Origin of the sequence: Paenibacillus germinis (genome assembly GCF_013141785.1) — a bacterium.
In the GTDB taxonomy this organism is placed as follows: domain Bacteria; phylum Bacillota; class Bacilli; order Paenibacillales; family NBRC-103111; genus Paenibacillus_E; species Paenibacillus_E phytorum.
Genome location: NZ_WHOC01000176.1, coordinates 26,126 through 42,815, shown reverse-complemented (window position 1 = coordinate 42,815; position 16,690 = coordinate 26,126). Strand labels below are relative to the sequence as shown.

At 43.9% G+C, this 16,690-nt stretch carries 13 protein-coding genes; 10 read left to right on the top strand and 3 right to left on the bottom strand.

Features of this window, described 5'->3' with window-relative positions:
- Position 1: 1 nt before the first annotated feature.
- Positions 2-1,825 carry a sensor histidine kinase gene (locus GC102_RS34070; RefSeq protein WP_171693446.1) on the bottom strand — a complete coding sequence of 608 codons (1,824 nt, stop codon included), beginning with the start codon at positions 1,823-1,825 and terminating at the stop codon, positions 2-4.
- Between the two features lie 177 nt (positions 1,826-2,002).
- On the opposite strand from GC102_RS34070, the gene GC102_RS34065 reads away from it, so the two are divergent.
- The 4 genes from GC102_RS34065 to GC102_RS34050 all read left to right on the top strand — a co-directional run bounded on the left by GC102_RS34065 (position 2,003) and on the right by GC102_RS34050 (position 6,859).
- Positions 2,003-3,340: an ABC transporter substrate-binding protein gene (locus tag GC102_RS34065; RefSeq protein ID WP_171693445.1), complete on the top strand. Its 1,338-nt coding sequence runs from the start codon at positions 2,003-2,005 to the stop codon at positions 3,338-3,340.
- Positions 3,341-3,434: 94 nt separating this feature from the next.
- Positions 3,435-4,316 carry a carbohydrate ABC transporter permease gene (locus GC102_RS34060; protein ID WP_171693444.1) on the top strand — a complete coding sequence of 294 codons (882 nt, stop codon included), beginning with the start codon at positions 3,435-3,437 and terminating at the stop codon, positions 4,314-4,316.
- Positions 4,317-4,327: 11 nt separating this feature from the next.
- The gene (locus GC102_RS34055; RefSeq protein WP_171693443.1) at positions 4,328-5,149 is read left to right on the top strand and encodes a carbohydrate ABC transporter permease; all 822 of its coding nucleotides are present in this window, start codon (positions 4,328-4,330) and stop codon (positions 5,147-5,149) included.
- 6 nt (positions 5,150-5,155) lie between these two features.
- Positions 5,156-6,859 carry a glycoside hydrolase family 66 protein gene (locus GC102_RS34050; protein ID WP_171693442.1) on the top strand — a complete coding sequence of 568 codons (1,704 nt, stop codon included), beginning with the start codon at positions 5,156-5,158 and terminating at the stop codon, positions 6,857-6,859.
- Positions 6,860-6,954: 95 nt separating this feature from the next.
- On the opposite strand, the gene GC102_RS34045 is transcribed toward GC102_RS34050, so the two are convergent.
- Positions 6,955-7,500: a hypothetical protein gene (locus tag GC102_RS34045; protein ID WP_171693441.1), complete on the bottom strand. Its 546-nt coding sequence runs from the start codon at positions 7,498-7,500 to the stop codon at positions 6,955-6,957.
- Positions 7,501-7,775: 275 nt separating this feature from the next.
- Between GC102_RS34045 and GC102_RS34040 the strand changes: the two genes are divergently transcribed.
- From GC102_RS34040 to GC102_RS40810, 4 genes are all read left to right on the top strand, one after another.
- A complete protein-coding gene (locus tag GC102_RS34040) occupies positions 7,776-8,849 on the top strand; it encodes an LLM class flavin-dependent oxidoreductase (RefSeq protein ID WP_171693440.1) in 1,074 nt (357 codons plus the stop codon).
- A 67-nt stretch (positions 8,850-8,916) separates the two neighbouring features.
- Entirely contained in the window at positions 8,917-10,740 is a 1,824-nt protein-coding gene (locus GC102_RS34035; RefSeq protein ID WP_171693439.1) for a heparinase II/III family protein, read from the top strand.
- 201 nt (positions 10,741-10,941) lie between these two features.
- Positions 10,942-12,402 carry a methyl-accepting chemotaxis protein gene (locus tag GC102_RS34030; protein WP_171693438.1) on the top strand — a complete coding sequence of 487 codons (1,461 nt, stop codon included), beginning with the start codon at positions 10,942-10,944 and terminating at the stop codon, positions 12,400-12,402.
- A 36-nt stretch (positions 12,403-12,438) separates the two neighbouring features.
- Positions 12,439-12,648: a GNAT family N-acetyltransferase gene (locus tag GC102_RS40810; RefSeq protein ID WP_171693437.1), complete on the top strand. Its 210-nt coding sequence runs from the start codon at positions 12,439-12,441 to the stop codon at positions 12,646-12,648.
- 856 nt (positions 12,649-13,504) lie between these two features.
- Here GC102_RS40810 and GC102_RS34020 read toward each other — a convergent pair.
- The gene (locus GC102_RS34020) at positions 13,505-14,449 is read right to left on the bottom strand and encodes an alpha/beta hydrolase (RefSeq protein WP_171693436.1); all 945 of its coding nucleotides are present in this window, start codon (positions 14,447-14,449) and stop codon (positions 13,505-13,507) included.
- Between the two features lie 309 nt (positions 14,450-14,758).
- Between GC102_RS34020 and GC102_RS34015 the strand changes: the two genes are divergently transcribed.
- Positions 14,759-15,682: an NHL repeat-containing protein gene (locus GC102_RS34015; protein ID WP_171693435.1), complete on the top strand. Its 924-nt coding sequence runs from the start codon at positions 14,759-14,761 to the stop codon at positions 15,680-15,682.
- A 213-nt stretch (positions 15,683-15,895) separates the two neighbouring features.
- Positions 15,896-16,627, top strand: a complete 732-nt coding sequence (locus GC102_RS34010; protein ID WP_171693434.1) for a phytanoyl-CoA dioxygenase family protein — start codon at positions 15,896-15,898, stop codon at positions 16,625-16,627.
- Positions 16,628-16,690 lie beyond the last annotated feature (63 nt).

Sequence of the window (16,690 nt, the reverse complement as noted above, 5' to 3'; positions counted from 1 at the left end):
TTTATCTGCTCCTTTCCGGCCCATTACGGGGCAAATGGATCCAAACGGTCGTTCCTTCATTAAGCACGCTGTCCACGGTTAATCCATAATCGGGACCATATTTTAGCTTAATGCGCTTATTCACATTGATAAGACCGATCCCCAGACCATCACGAACCGTCTTTCCAGGTACCGGTTCCTCCATCTCTAACCGCTCCAGCTTACGGCGGAGCTGAGCCAATGTCTCGTTACCCATTCCGTTCCCGGTATCTTGTATGGTGAAGAGTATCTCCTCTTCTTTCGTTTCACTGAAAATTGTTAGGGTTGTTTTCTCGCGCTGAGCTTCACATCCGTGAATGACTGCATTTTCTACAATCGGTTGAAAGAGCAGGGCAGGGAGCAACCGACCATATAGAGCAGGTTCAATCTGGATCGAATAGTCGAGTCTTCCTTCGTATCGGCTGCTTTGGATGCTCAGATAAGCTTGAAGAAGCTCGAGTTCACGCTGGAGCGGGATTTCTTTATCCCACATGGTGATGCTGCGCATCAAATCGCTTAACTTGTGGATATGGTCCACGGCTTTTTCGTGCTTGCCCGTTTGCATTAACATCGAAATCATGTTTAACGTATTGAAAATAAAATGAGGCCTGATCTGGTTATATAAAGCTTGAACCTGCGCTTCTTTTTGCAGCAGTTCCGTTTCGTACACTTTCTTGACGAGCTGTGTATTCTCTTCCAACATTTCGCTTACTCTAGAGACAAGCCGATTAAATGAGGTACCTAAGTATCCGATTTCATCTCTTCTGAGGTCGGGAAAACGAACAGATAAATTGCTTTGCTCTACTTCTTTCATCAAATGTACAATAGTGAATAGCGGCGCCAGAAGCTTGCGTATAAACCAATAAAGCAAGATAAAAGCTAGGGCTGAACAAACCAGCGCCATCCAAAAGCCGAAATTTCTTGTTTCCTTGGCTTTATGATTTAACTCTGTCAACGAGCTTACGGCAAGAATCGTCCAATTTGATCTAGGTAAAAGAGTTGCATTCAGCAAATAAGGGGTGTTGTTTTCCTGAACGGATAGCATATTCTTACCGCTTTTTTGTATAGCTTCATAAAATTTCTGGGCATTCAAATTCTTCGTATTGCCGTAAATCACATTGTGTTTCTCATCAATAATAAACAAGCCTCCGTCAATACCCAAGTTGACCTTATCGCAGATGATTTCAATGCCTTTGTAGTTCGCATCGACTTTAATAACGCCAAGTATTTTCTCCGTATTTCGTGTACTTCTAAGCTGTTTGACGATGGAGAACACCTTTGGACCTTGGTTTTTCACCATCTGCTGGGTATGCGTCGGCACGAAAATGGAATCCTGCGTTGTCATGGCTTGCTTATACCAGTCGAATTCTTGAAAACGGCTTTTTGTGTCTACGCTGATAGGAATTCTTCCACTGGTATACACATCATCCGTTAATATAAACACACGATTAATATCTTTGCGGGGATAAATCATCATTTCTTCCAAATACCCCTCGATCGTGCGGCGTTTCTGCAGAAGTTCATAATCAGAGTTCTTCGGATTATCTTCTATGGCTTTCATGACGCTATCATTCATATAAGGCGACAAGGAAAGCCGAAACAGATCGTCAAGGTACGTATCGATATTATAGGAGACCTGCTCAATAATTTGCCCAACTCTATCGGAGGACTGCGCTTCAAAATCCTTCGTATACTTGGAATAAGAAAGGATCGATTCTAAGTATACGGATCCAAGTATGAAAAGTGCGGAGAAGACAAGCAATTTTCTCTTGATGCTCCACTCGCGGTAATTTTTCCATCGATACATATAATCTCCCCCTGAATTCAGTGTAAACGCTGCCATAATAGAGGGCAATCTGTTTTTGCACGATCTGTAAAAATCGTACCTTGATCTAAAAAATGCGGTGTATCTCGTCGATTCAATCCGCCTTATGATAAACATGTAACCAAGAATAAAGCGGGATACGATAAAGGGAGGATATCTATGAACACTAAGAAGATGAGTGTGCTGCTTAGTTCCATCATGCTCTGGGGGATCGTTGCCGGATGCAGCCAAAAAACGGCAGAAGCGCCAAAAGATGCGCCAGCTACAGCTGCACCTGCACAAACAACGAGCAAACCTAAAGAAACTGTAAAACTTAAATTTTTCACAGGAAAAGTGGAAACGGTTGATTTGATCAACACGATGATCGAGAAATTCAATTCGGAAAACCCAGGTATTGTTGTTGAACAAGAATATCAAAAAGATGCAAGTAATGTGATCAAAGTGAAGTTCGCTTCTGGTGATATTCCAGATATCACAACGGTCGTTGAGCAGGATTATATAGACCAAGGGAAATATCTGGATCTTTCGAGCGAAGCTTTCTGGTCCCGCGTTCTTCCAGCCATCAAGGAATTGTCCACAGACGTGAAAACAGGTAAGCAGTTCCGTGTCGCGACGAACGTTACAACGGCTGGTATATTCTATAACAAAAAAATATTCAATGAACTTGGGTTGAAAGAAGCTTTAACATGGAACGAATTCAAAGCAAATTTACAAACGATCAAAGATAAGAAACCAGATGTCGCTCCTATCTTTATAGCAGGTAGAGAGTCCTGGACATTGGGTCATTTCATTGAGTTCTTACCTCACGGTATCATCAAACAGACCCTAGGTGTAAACGGATCCCGTAAAGCATTCATCAATAATGAATCTGATAAATTGGCATTCGATGCAGAGAATGGTTCCATTGATACATTTGCCAAAAGACTGCTTGAGCTCAAAAGCGCTGGACTGATGAACGGTGACGCTTTGACAGCTACTTATGATAATCAAAAAGAGGCTTTTGCAACTGGTAAAGCAGCGATCATCAGTCAAGGTATGTGGGTATTGGGCGATCTGCTAAAAATTAATCCGAATATTCAAAATGACATCGGCTTCAGTCCATATCCGTCCATCCAAGATGGCACTAAACCGGTCGTGCTTTCCGCAGACGACTCTAGATACGCAATTACGTCCCAGTCCAAACACCCAGTAGAAGCGAAGAAGTTCCTTGAATTTCTGATCAAGCCTGAGAACCTGAAAACATACAGTGAATTCTTAAAATCGCCTCCTGCATTCACGGATGTATCTGCAGATTGGGGTCCATTGAAAGATCAAGTTTCGCAAGCTTTGAAAACGGGTGTTAACATTCCGTTCACGGATACACCGTCTGGCTTCTCTGGCGATGATGCAGGAAGAATGGTTCAAGATGTACTAGCAGGCAAATACACCAAAACGATTGACTTTGCAAAAGCTTACCAAATGGCTTGGGATAAAGCCTGGAAAGCAACACATAAGTAAGACTAACTAAGCGAGCCCTACGAGAATAGCCAGACTTAAATGCAATAGACTCGGCTTAATCCGGGTCTATTGCGATGATTGGAGAGAGGGATGGATGAAAATACTGCATAAGCTAGGGAACAACCTGCACAAATTAATGGCGCTGCCTGCCATCATCCTATTTGGACTATTTTTCATATATCCGTTGACCCAGGGGATCGGAATCAGTCTGACCGACTCCAATGGGATATCTCAACCTCAATTGATTGGGTTTCAGAACTTTGTTGAATTTTTTAAAGACGAACGTGCCAAAAAAGATGTGGCAACTACCGTTCTCTTTGCTTTGGGAAGCGCTCCGCTGCTTAACTTATTCGGCTTTTTGTATGCTTTGGTACTGGATCGTTCCTTCAAAGGTAAAAGTGTCGTCCGAGCTATCATTTATTTGCCAGCCGTTATTAGCCCGCTCATTATGGGGTACGTGTGGTACTTTATCCTACAGCCGGATCGCGGGTTCCTGTATCACTTCCTTCAAAATTTACATTTAGGCGCGCTTAGCGGCAATTGGCTTGGTAATCCTAAATCTGCTCTCATCGTTCTAATACTGATTAACGTATGGCAGTTTGTGGGCATGACCATGATTATTTATTTGGCAGGGCTGCAATCGATTCCCAAAGAGATGTATGAGGCGTGTGAAATCGATGGGGCTGGCTATGCCAAATCGTTATGGTACATCACCATCCCGATGCTTGTGCAATCTATCAAAATTAATGTTGTGACGAATATAATCGGCTCGTTGTCTGTATTCGAAGTTATCATTGCTCTAACCGATGGGGGACCAGGTTACAGCACCGAATCGCTTAGTATATACATTTTGAGAATGCTGTATGGCAGTTTTACCGGTTACTCAACAGCAGTTGCTATGATATTATTCGCTATCATTATTATTCCTGTGTTTGTTTTTATGAAATTCATCAAAACAAGAGAGTTCGACATGTAGGGGGCTTCACTATGAATTTGACTCGAATGTTCAGCAAATATGCTTTAGTGACAGTTATGGCACTGCTGTCCTTAATTCCGTTCTATATCTTGCTTTATTTGGCTCTAAATACGCCTTCGCGCACGCTTTTTAATGGCTTTGTACTGCTTCCCGATTTCCATTTTGCTAACTTTTCACAAGCCTGGAAAGTATCTAAGATGGGAGCAGCAATCGGCAACTCGCTGATTATCGCAATGGGAGGCGCACTTTTGATAATCCTTGTGTCCAGCTGTGCGGGATATGCAATTGCCAGGCATCATAACAAATTCCATGCGATTGTGTTTCATGTTTTGCTAATTTGTATGATGATTCCAGCGATTATCATAACGGTGCCTTTGTATACTCTCATGAAGTCGATTGGCGGTATTAATACTCATTGGGCCATGATTTTACTAATGGCTTCCAACGGTATCCCTTTTTCTGTGTTCCTGTACGCCAGCTTCATTAAAGTATTGCCTCGCGAAATTGAAGAATCCGCCATTATTGACGGTTGTACACCATTCACTGCGTTTTGGCGAGTCACGTTCCACTTTCTTCGTCCAGTCACCGCTGCGGTAGTCATTTTGCAGGGCCTGGCGATCTGGAATAATTATGGGCAAGCGGTGTTTTTCCTGACAAGCCAAGAGATGCGAACGATTCCGCTAGCTGTGTCCATGTTTTTTCAACAGTATGGGGCCCAATGGAACCTCATGGCTGCTGCCGCTGTAATTGGTCTAGCGCCTGCTGTCATTGCATTTTTAATTTTCCAAAAATACTTTGTCAAAGGGATAACTGCTGGGGCAGTGAAAGGGTGAGGAAGTATGTTTCCACAAATAAAAGACATATTCGCAAGCAAGGCGCAATTTGTTACAAATGAACCCGTTTCGATTGAAATTGAACTGGATAACCCGGCACAACATGAAGCGCAAATTCATTTGGCAATCAAAATTCTCAATTCGAACCGAATCATAAAGATATGTTCACTAGATCTTGCTTTACAGCCGAATTCAAGCTCAACCCAAGTGTTTGAAATAGCGTCTTTTGATGCGGATTTTCAAGGGTACGGCGTTGATGTTGATCTTATTCAAGACGGAGCAGAGCCGCAGCATTTTTCTAGTGCCTTTGATGTGGTCTCCGACTGGAGGAAATCACCTCGTTATGGCTTCCTAAGCGATTTTCATTCACGTGAAGAAGGTGATACGACTGATGTTGCCAGCCTTAATAAGCTGCACATTAATTTAGTTCAATTCTATGATTGGATGTACCGTCATAATGATCTCGTGCCGCCACAAGATGTGTTTACCGATTTAATGGGGAGAGAGCTGAGTCTGAAGGTCGTAAAGGAGAAAATCGCGCTATGCCATTCTTATGGGATGAAGGCGATTGCCTATGGAGCTATCTATGCAGCAAGCAAAGCCTTTTTCGAGGAGCATCCGGAGTGGGCACTTTATTACAGTAATGGCCATGTTGTTGACTTCATCAACATCTTTTCCATCATGAATATCAACGAAGAATCTCCTTGGCACAAGCATATTATTGAAGAATACAAAAAAACGATCGAAATCGTCCATTTCGACGGTATTCATATGGATACCTACGGATATCCCAAAACGGGTATTTCTATGCTTGGCGGGAAACAGAAAGTCGAGCGGCTCGATGAGCAGTTCCCGATTCTAATACGTAACACCCGTCAAGCTCTAGACCAGATTAAAGACGATGTTTGTCTCATTTTCAACAATGTCGGGAATTGGCCAGTTGATACCGTCGCTTTGGCTGAGCAGGATGCCATCTACATCGAAGTATGGAATCCATATGAAAAGTATCATCATATTCAGCAGGTAATTGCTTGGGCCAAGCACTTGGGTAAAGGAAAGCCCGTCATCTTGGCTGCTTATTTGAAGCCTTTTCGTTTGGAACCAGAGGAAACCGTTGAGAAGGCTCATATGTCTGCACTGCTGCTTTCAGCAATTATATTCTCCCAAGGCGCTTATCATCTGCTGTTAGGTGAGAGCAATGGTGTTCTCACGCAGGGATACTATGCCGACTATTCGATTGTAAGCGATGAGTTTATGAGAAATATTAGAAATTATTACGATTTTCTCGTACGTTATGTACATTTGCTGCAGGATTCAACACTGCGCGACGTATCGATGACGCATGTGCAGGGCGATAATTTGGAGTATGTGTTTGAAAATGCCTCTTTCTCCACTTACGGAGAACCGAATAAAGTTTGGACGGTTGTCAGGGAGAATGAGTCACATAAGCTTATCAGCTTTATTAATCTCACGAATAATTCAGAGGATTATTGGAATGAAGGTAAATTACAGCCGACGCCTGTAGAAGGTATCATGGTGAGGATTCAAATCGCTGGCCCGGTTAAGCATGTATTCACAGCTAGCCCGGATATCGAGATGGGCAGACCGCGTGATTTAATGTATACGATTGAGGAAACCGAGCGTGGTTTATCGCTTGTCGTAACCATTCCTAGGCTTTATGTGTGGAGTCTGTTAGTTATAGAAGTATAGCGTGGAACCAAAAAAGTACCGTCAGGATTCGAAACTTCCCTGACGGTACTTTTTTGCGATCACCTGATAATGAGCCTGGATCAAATATGATAATCTTATTGAACCGCAGCGACAACGAATTTGTCGTTCACTTTTTTGGTCGTGTAAGTTACACCGTCTTTGGTAGTGAACTTAACTTGATCCTTCGTATTCGACGCGTCAAACGCAATATCTTCTTTTTTCGTTGCAAGAAGGTTTGTAGTGAAGAAAGATTTTTGGTTTGTTACGATCGCATTATCCGCTTTTTGATCAGTTAGGTAATGCGCAGTTAGTTTGTCTACCATTGCTGTATCGAAGTAGCTGGAAAGAAATTTCACAGCTTTTTCTTTGCCGTCTGCAGCTTTAGGGTTGAGGATAAACGCGCCATCAGCGGATTTAGCTTCCGCAAAGAGGAATTCCACTTTCTCTTGAGCGATTCTAGCAGCTATATAGCCTTTCATATTAACGGCATCTTGGCTTTCGGCAGTTGCTTGCGGAGCAACCGTCGTGGTCGTTGTAGCTGCGGGACTTGGCGATGATTTCGGTTGATTGGAGGAACAAGCTGCTCCTGTCAACATCACGGTTAGTAAAATGAGTCCTGCTGCAGTTTTTTTCAATGTCATTGTCGTGCACCTCTTCATTTCATCATTCGGATAAGGCGAATTTTGTAAAATCATCCGAAATATATAATATTTTTTTAGTCAGCAATATAAAAATATATATGAAATTGTGAAAAATTGCAAATTTCTTCAATTAACAGATCGTCTTTGTATAGAATGATTGAAAGTTTGAATAGAAAGAACCTATTAGACGCTGAATCCATGAGATGTTAAAATTTATCCATGATATAAATCCGATTAATTATATGTGTATTATCAGATTAAAAGGGGGGAGTAAGATGAAATTCGCTTTATTTAGTCTGATGATGAATCTTCCTAACGCTGTAACTGGGGAAACATTAACGGTTCAGCAGAAATTTCAGAATGTGATTAAGCAGGCATTACTGGCAGAAGAGCTTGGCTTTGAGGCTTATGGAGTCGGTGAGCGGCATGGTGCGCCGTTCCAGTCTTCTTCACCGCCTGTCGTATTAGCAGCCATTGCTGCTCAAACCTCACGAATTCGATTGCTAACCACGGTAACGGTTCTAAGTGTGTTAGATCCCGTTCGTGTGGCCGAAGACTATGCCACACTCGATCATCTCTCTGGCGGGCGTTTGGAAATGATCATTGGAAAAGGGAATGATCCTCGCCACTATCCGCTATTTGGAATAACGGAGGAAGAGCAATGGGAATCTCTTGCTGAACGATATGAACTCCTGAAGCGCTTATGGCATGAGGAAAATGTTACCTGGGAAGGGCGGTATCGTCCAGCACTTCATAATGTCACTACCGAACCTAGACCTTTCCAGAAGCCAATCCCAGTGTGGCACGGCAGTGCATCAAGTACACGATCCACGGAGTTGGCTGCGAAACATGGAGAGCCGATCTTTTCATCCAATACCTTTCATCCCCAAGCTAAGTATAAGGCGCTGATCGACCACTACCGCGAACGGCTAGACTATTATGGTCATGATCCCAATAAGGCCGTTGTTGGATCAGGTTTCGGTAGTTTATATCTGGCGAATACGCCTGAAGAAGCGATCAAGCGTTATCGCCCCTACTATGATGCTCTGCATGCAACAGCCTCAGCGCAGCATAACCAATCTCCATTCAAGAATTTGGAGGACAGTATCAAGAATGGTTCTGCGCTCATAGGGAGCCCTGAAACGGTCATTGAGAAAATTCTAAATTACCATGCGGCCTTTGGGCATCAAGTCGTTAGTATCAGTGTGGATGGGCTAACTGAAGCCGAACAGCGTGAACAAGTTGAACGATTTGCGACTGAAGTAGCGCCTGTCCTGCGTCGAGAGCTTTCTAGTTCGGTTTGGAGCCCGAAAAAGGTTAATATTTTACCCGAAAAAGTAAATTCATGAACTAGACGATAAACACCTTATTCATTATAGTGGGTTTAAAGATAACTAACCCAAAAGAGGTGTTCACTTGAATAGTCGATTATTGTTAGAAGCGCTGCAAGCTGCGGAGACGGATTATGCTTCCCTTTTTGAAGAAGTCAGAACACGATCCGCGGATATTCGCTCAGGTATGGACAATCCGCTGCTGTCTGCCCACCGGATAGAAATCCGGCAGTTAGCTGACCAATTCCTCACGCAGCCCATCGAGGCGCTGCCCTTCAGCGCATTTCGATTATTTCAAGTAAATGGTTCGAGAAAAGAGTTCGAGAAGCATTATTTCGATCGACGACGTCGGCTTGCTGCTTTGGCAATCGCTGTATTAATAGAAGATGATGCTGCATTCATTCCTGCACTCGAGGACATCATCTGGGCCATATGTGATGAATATACCTGGTGCTTGCCTGCACACCTGAACGTTCATGATCCCGTGGCGGAAGATGAGGCGGCAAGGCATGTTGATTTGTTCGCTTCCGAGACGGCCCATGCATTGAGTGAGATTTGTCATCTGTTCAAGGATCGACTCGATCCACTTATTGTTAATCGCGCACGCCACGAGGTTATGCGAAGAGTACTGAATCCATATATGCAGCTCAAGAGAGTGTTTGGGTGGGAGACAGCAACGAACAACTGGTCGGCTGTATGCGCAGGAAGCATCGGAATGGCTGCAATTTATATGATTCAGGATTCGAGAATCCTGATGCCTGTGTTAAATCGCGTTTTTGAAGCAATGGAGTGCTTCCTTGAAGGGTTCACCGAAGAGGGGGCGTGTCTTGAAGGTCTCGGCTACTGGTACTACGGTTTCGGTTATTACGTATATTTTGCAGAGCTGCTGAAGCAGCGTACAGGTGGACAGGTCGATCTGCTTCTGGATGAAAAGAAAGCCCAGCGCATTGCGGAGTTCCCGCAATTCTGCTTTTTACAGGAGAATCATGTGGCTAATTTCTCCGATTGCGGGCGTACGAGCGGTATTCAGACTGGCATATTTAGCCGTCTATGCCAAACGATTGAACAACTCCGCATCCCGTCGCTGACGCATCGTTCGAATTCAGTTGATCACTGCGGCCGCTTCGCAACGGCACTGCGTGATCTGGCTTGGACGGACTATGCGCTGCTGGAAAAAAGGGAAGGGCTGCCGATTCGTTCAGAGTTCCTTCAAGAAGCCGAATGGATGGTTAGCCGGTGTCAGGTTGGCGGTAAACTCATCAGCTTTGCAGCTAAGGGCGGACATAATAATGAGCCGCATAATCATAATGATATCGGACATTTTGTCTGGGTAGTGGACGGCGTCAGGTGGTTGGAGGATCTTGGTGCTGGTCTTTATACAAGACAATATTTTGGCGACGAACGATATTCGATTCTTTGCAACAGCTCAGCTGGGCATAGCGTTCCCATCATCAATGGCTGCTTTCAAAGCGAGGGAGAGCTGTATCGTTCGCAGGTAGTGGAAGTGGGTATTCAAGAAGGAAGAGATCGATTCCTATTGGATCTGCGGCGAGCTTATGACCTACCTCATTTGTATAAATTGGAGCGATTGTTCGATTTGGATAAGAAGCACGGGAAATTAACGATAACGGACAGTTATGAATTCACGGAACCACCTACGTCGATTACTGAGCGTTTCATTACCCTTTATCCGCCAGAAGTTGGTAAGGAGGGGGAAATTATTTTAAGCGCGAGTGAAGGTCGGAAGCTTCGTCTTGTGTATGAAGCCCCGCAGTTGAATGCAGCGATTCAGACTGTTGAACACTTGAATCATTCTGGGCATTCTGAAACCGTTTATCTGATTGATCTGACGAGTGTTGATACGGCAAGACAGAAGGTTATATCAGTGACTCTAGAGCCTGATCTTTAATAAATATTTCAGTAGACGTAATGGTAATGTTACATATATTGACATGAAACAACATTTTTTATATAATCGAACCATCACAAAGACGTGATCACGTAGAAAATCTAACATTGTTTTCTTTATTGTTCTATTCGGCAACGAAGCCTATCCGTTACAGTTTCTGTAATGGGATAGGCTTTTTTATGTGAAAAAAGGGGGATCACTTTGTTCAAACTATTTCATTCAGCAGCGTATGAAAAGGTTCATGGGGATTTATTAAAAATGGCTACGGGTGATTTCAGTATGAGCTGTGCTCCTGTTGTTGGTGAGAAATCTTTAATCAGTACGTTGAAAAAAACAATTCGCAGTTTGAAATCTCTCATACGAATCGTAGATAAATCATCCAGTGAGCTTTATCATAAGATGGAGGATACGAGCGCGAGGTCAACTTTGATTACTGTGCAGGTAGAAGAAATAACGGCTACGATGCGGGAAATGGCTGAAGGTATGCAGGATGCCTCGGAACATGCCCAGTTCATATCAGACCAAATCCATCCTATTCACACCTTTCTCGAGGAAGTTAAAGATAGCAATAGTGCCATCGTTCAATCATCGACTCAGTTTTTGGGAGAAGTGAGCTCCGGTAGAGTGGAAATGAGTGTTGCGATGGAACAAATGCAGTTAATCTCCAAGGATAGTACGCAAATCTATGTAAAAATGGATGAATTGAATAAAGCTCTTGAGAAGATCGCAGACATGACCATTCTAATCGAACATATCTCTAAACAAACTCAATTGTTAGCGCTAAATGCGAATATAGAGGCGGCGCGTGCAGGAGAACAGGGAAAGGGATTTACGGTCGTTGCTCAAGAGATTTCAAAAATGGCCATTCAGACGAAGCAGGAAACGGTAAACATACAGGAACTTATCCAAACGGTTACTTCTAGTGCAGATGGATTGCGAGGTTCGATTCACCAGATGCAGGACACGGTTGGTACAGGTGCGCACACTTTGCAAGGAGCGGTTAGTAAGTATGAAGTGATGGAGTCATTTCTTGGTCAACTTTTGGGGGACATGCAGGGAGTAGATAGTCGCTTAGAAGGTGTTACCAGCAATACATTGTCTATTGCTAACTCGATTAATCAAACGTCAGCAATGATTCAACAAGTAGCGGCTGGGAGTGAAGAAGTTTTGGCTGCTGCTGATGTTCAGCTTCAGAATATTTTGGGGATGAATGTAAGTATTCAAGAAGCAACAAGGAGCAGTCTTTCCTTACGCTCAGTAGTTTCGCAATTTAAATTGCCTTCTCTCCAGCAATCTCATGCCTTGCAGAAAGATTTGGATGTGTGGATGGAATGTGCGACGGGCATGCGAGCGATCATGGTTTCGTTGATTGAAGCTAGGGATCCAGAAAAAATAAACGATTGGTACCAGAAAAAAGTGGCACAAGAGGTACTTTTACAAACATGTATGAAAGAGCTAGAAAGTAAGTTGAAAGAGGCGAGTGATCGAAAATACTTCTCCTCGTTGCGCTCTGCATGGGATGCTTTTGGTGTGATCAAGGATCAAAATGCAGCATGGATGCTGGAAGGAGAGTACGATAAAGCGAAGCAAGCACTGATTAGCCGCGGGCGAGAGTGTTTTAAACAAGCGGTTGATGTCGCTACGGAATGGATGGAGCAATAATGATTCATCTTCTGATAAATAGGTTAATGAAGGGAAATGCTTCACCTAATCTATGTTGATCCTCGCTTTCGTGGTCGTCATTTAGGGAGACAGCTGCTTGATTTTGTAGTGGATGAAGCCCGTGAGAAAGGTAGGAAAATCATTCCTTCATGCTCATTCGCGTTGCAAGAATTCACGCGCCATCAGGAGTATGCAGATGTATGGGCGAAGACGGATACGAAGTATTCGGATAGTTATAGTTCGTAAAGTACAAACCTATAGGAGAGTGGCTGTCCCAAAAGTAGTCGAAGTTATCTGGGAGTTAGGCAGTACACACTGAGTTTGCCGGCCTGTGACGCAATGATGAAAAGTATCGTCACAGTACTAAAATGATGATAGAGCTCCCTTGCAACAATGTAAAACATCGTTCCATCAACCTTTTATGAACAGTTATTCGTCCAATCTCCCTCGTAACGATATAAAACATCGTTGCAGCAATCGTAATGCTACATCAACTTGAATCTAACGATGAAATACATCATTGCAGCAAAAGTATGGTGAGTGTTTTTATTGACGGTTATCAGGTTTCCGGTTTGGAGGATAGAGGCAATAAGGGAAGCCTGTGCGTCTTTTTTCGCAGCGAATAGGAGCGAAAGTTGTACGCTGTACAACAATTTAGGTGATATCTTCTCTCAAAGATGTTGGATGTTGTATTTCGTGCAACAATTTAACCGTATTTCATGCTTTGGAGCTGCTTTTTGGAGGAAATGTTGTACATTCTACAACAATCGAAGGGATATCGTTAATTAGCTAGCTTAATGTTGTACAGAATACAACTTTGCTTTTTCGTAGCCCACGCGGGGGGAGGACAATATTGCTTTGAGCAGCCCATATAGGGGGAGTGCAACATTACTTTGTGCAACTTATATATAGGGAGCACAACATTGCTTTGAGCAGCCCATATGAAGGAAGTAGAAAATTGCTTGTATCACCATATGGAGGAAATGCGGTTCTGAGGATCTATACAGAACAATGCTCATCTATGAAAATAAACAGAGACACATCCACTTGTGGATTGTGCCTCTGCTTATTTGTGCTAGCCTGCTTGCACCGCAGGCTGCTGTTATGATTCTCGCAGCCAAGCTTTGGCGAGCATCATGGCACCGCGCGCGGCAGCCGTGTCGGCCAAGGCATTCAGCATCACGAAGTCGTGGATGATGCCTTGGAAGCGCACGGACGTGACGGGCACGCCGGCTTCGCGAAGCTTATTCGCGTAGGCTTCGCCTTCATCGCGCAGTACGTCGGCCTCGCCCGTGATGATCAGCGCGGGCGGGAGGCAGCTGAGCTGCTCGAGCGTAGCTCGCAGCGGAGATGCCGTCACCTCCGCTCGTTCGCGGGGATCAGACGTGTACTGATCCCAGAACCATTGCATCGCATCACGACGTAGGAAGTATCCCGTAGCGAACTGCTCATATGAATCCGTATCGAAGGATGCATCGGTTACAGGGTAGAACAGCAGCTGCTTATGGATGGTCGGGCCCTTGCGTTCGTTGGCGACCAACGTAATGGCTGCGGCCATGTTGCCGCCAACGCTATCGCCTGCAATCGTGAGATGCTCAGCATCGAAGCCGTACTCTTTTGCATGGCTGGCTGTCCATTGGAGGACGGCGTAGATCTCCTCGAGTGCTGTTGGATACTTGGCCTCAGGCGAATGGCTATAGTTGGGGAATACGACAGCTGCCTGAGCACCAACGGCAAGCTCGCGGACCAAGCGATCATGCGTATGTGCATTTCCGAAAACCCACCCAGCACCGTGGATATACAGGATAACAGGGAGTGTCGGCGGTGAATTCTTTGGTCGCAGAATTCTTACGGATACTTCACCGCTCGGGCCACCTGCGATTGTAAGATCTTGCATGTCGACAGCTTCTTTATGGACAGGCTCGGATTGCACCTTGTCAACAGTCTCGCGCCCTTTTACAGGACCTAGATCGAAGAGAAATGGCGGTTTTGCAGTATCTTCCGCAAATTTCTGTGCTGCGGCTTCAAGATGAATTTTGTTTGGCATGGACAGTACCTCCTTTAGCGTGTTCATGTATGGATTAACACCATCGATTGTTGTTTTAAGTGCCTACCACTATGTAAACGTTGATCCGAAGTTTGAATCTCTTCTGTTGAAAAGGCACTCAATAGGTTGCCCAGATTGACATGGTTGTATCCACTTTTGAAATATTCTTAGGTCATTTTTAACTTTAAGCAGTATCTTACTGTTCTCCTCTGGCTTTCAACATTTGAACTAGTACATAGCAATAATTAAGTGTTATTATGAAAAGGAAATAAGTAGAAAAAGGATGTGGATAAATTGGAAGCGCTATCTATGAGTGCCCTTCAAGCAGGTAATACGTCACATAACTATGAAGTTATTCCCAATTGGGCCAAAGTGCCCGAAAATGTCACACTAGGTTACACACACGGAATTGAAGTTGATGGTGCGGATCGCTTTTATTTATTCCATACCGGAACGCCTTCCGTTGTTGTATTTGACCGTAACGGACAATATTTGAATGCATGGGGCGAAGAATTCGAAGGAGGTGCGCATGGCTTTTATCTGCACAAAGATGCAGGTGGCGAATTCCTTTATGTGACCGACACGGACAAAGGGATTATGGTTAAAACAACATTAACCGGCGAACATCTGTTAACGATCGGCACGCCTGATCTACCTGAGATTTATGATGCTGAACGCAAATTTGTGCCTACGGATGTAGCTGTGGCGCCAAATGGCGATATTTATATTTCAGATGGTTATGGTCAAAGCTGGGTACATCAATATAATGCACTTGGTGACTATATTCGCTCATGGGGAGGGAAGGGCTCAGAAGTTGGGCAATTCGCTTGCCCACATGGTATTTCCGTTGATTTGAGACGCGGAGAACCGGAACTTTATGTTGCGGATCGAGGCAATCATCGGATCCAAGTGTTTACACTCGAAGGGCAATTCAAACGCGCTTTTGACCATGATATGGATATGCCGTGCAGCTTCTATTTCTACAAGGATGAAATGTATTTTCCGGACTTATTCAGCCGTGTAACGGTATTCGATAAACATGATAGATTAATTGCGCACTTGGGTGAGGATCGTCAAGCTAAATCGCAAGAGGGATGGCCTAATCTAGATAAAGCTTATTATCGAGCAAACAAATTTAGTTCTCCGCATGGTATCTGTGTTGATTCGCGTGGGGATGTATACGTGGCCGAGTGGATTTCGGATGGGCGCTTGACCAAGCTCGCTCGCAGGTAATTGATGGTTATTATCATCTTGTTACTTATCATGCTGGATATAAAGTCACTCTTCCAAGAGTGGCTTTTTTTCTTGTGATCGATTAGTAGCCCTGGTTTTTCTTGCTTTACCTTAAGATACGCTAACTTTTTCTGAGTAAACGATAAGCCTGCTATTCTACCTGTGCGTTATAGTTAACTTGTCAATAAGAACGCACATTTAGGAGGGCTTAGGTTGAGTAAATTAACAAATGAAGAAGTCGAATTTTATAAGAAGAATGGGTACTTACTTTATGAAAAACAGCTGTTTTCACCAGAGAAGTTAGCTGAATTGACGGATATATTTGAAGATCAACTGAAGCAAAAAGGAAGTAAACTGTCCGACGAGCTGGACACACCCCATTTCCGTGAAGAACGCCTGCTCAAATTCCTCTTGTCTGATGAAGTTCTGGATCTCGTGGAGCCTATTATCGGACCGAACATCGGTCTATGGTCAAGCCATTTTATTTGCAAAGACCCCTTTATTGGCAGGGCAACGCCATGGCATGAGGATTCGGCTTATTGGAATGGCCGGGTTAGTTCATTTGATAAAATCATTACGGTTTGGCTCGCCATCGATAATAGTTCGAAGGAAAATGGCTGCATGCAAGTTATTCCCCGTACACATAACAACGGTTTCTCTGAGTATGAAAGTGTAGATGGGTCCCAGAATCTGTTTAATACGCAAATTAAAAACATGGATACATCGACAGCTGTTCACTTCGAATTACAGAGAGGTCAATGCTCGCTGCATGACTCGCGCATTATTCACGGTGCAGATCCGAACAAAAGCGAAAACCGTCGTTGTGGATATACCATGCGTTATTTCTCAACTGAAACGCAAGTGTATCCAGAGAAAAACAAAAACTTCAAAGTATGGTTGGCACGCGGTCAAGATCTAGCAGGAAATACGTATGCTAACGTATAAAGGACAGCTGCAATAGCCGATTTAAGGTGCATCTTGTTGTGCTATAATAATGGAAAAATGGAG

Bases quoted from the DNA above. Each gene is read 5' to 3' on its own strand.
- GC102_RS34065 (WP_171693445.1), top strand. From the start codon at position 2,003: ATGAACACTAAGAAGATGAGTGTGCTGCTTAGTTCCATCATGCTCTGG.
- GC102_RS34050 (WP_171693442.1), top strand. From the start codon at position 5,156: ATGTTTCCACAAATAAAAGACATATTCGCAAGCAAGGCGCAATTTGTT.
- GC102_RS34070 (WP_171693446.1), bottom strand. From the start codon at position 1,825: ATGTATCGATGGAAAAATTACCGCGAGTGGAGCATCAAGAGAAAATTG.
- GC102_RS34015 (WP_171693435.1), top strand. From the start codon at position 14,759: ATGAGTGCCCTTCAAGCAGGTAATACGTCACATAACTATGAAGTTATT.
- GC102_RS40810 (WP_171693437.1), top strand. From the start codon at position 12,439: ATGCTTCACCTAATCTATGTTGATCCTCGCTTTCGTGGTCGTCATTTA.
- GC102_RS34055 (WP_171693443.1), top strand. From the start codon at position 4,328: ATGAATTTGACTCGAATGTTCAGCAAATATGCTTTAGTGACAGTTATG.
- GC102_RS34040 (WP_171693440.1), top strand. From the start codon at position 7,776: ATGAAATTCGCTTTATTTAGTCTGATGATGAATCTTCCTAACGCTGTA.
- GC102_RS34060 (WP_171693444.1), top strand. From the start codon at position 3,435: ATGAAAATACTGCATAAGCTAGGGAACAACCTGCACAAATTAATGGCG.
- GC102_RS34045 (WP_171693441.1), bottom strand. From the start codon at position 7,500: ATGACATTGAAAAAAACTGCAGCAGGACTCATTTTACTAACCGTGATG.
- GC102_RS34020 (WP_171693436.1), bottom strand. From the start codon at position 14,449: ATGCCAAACAAAATTCATCTTGAAGCCGCAGCACAGAAATTTGCGGAA.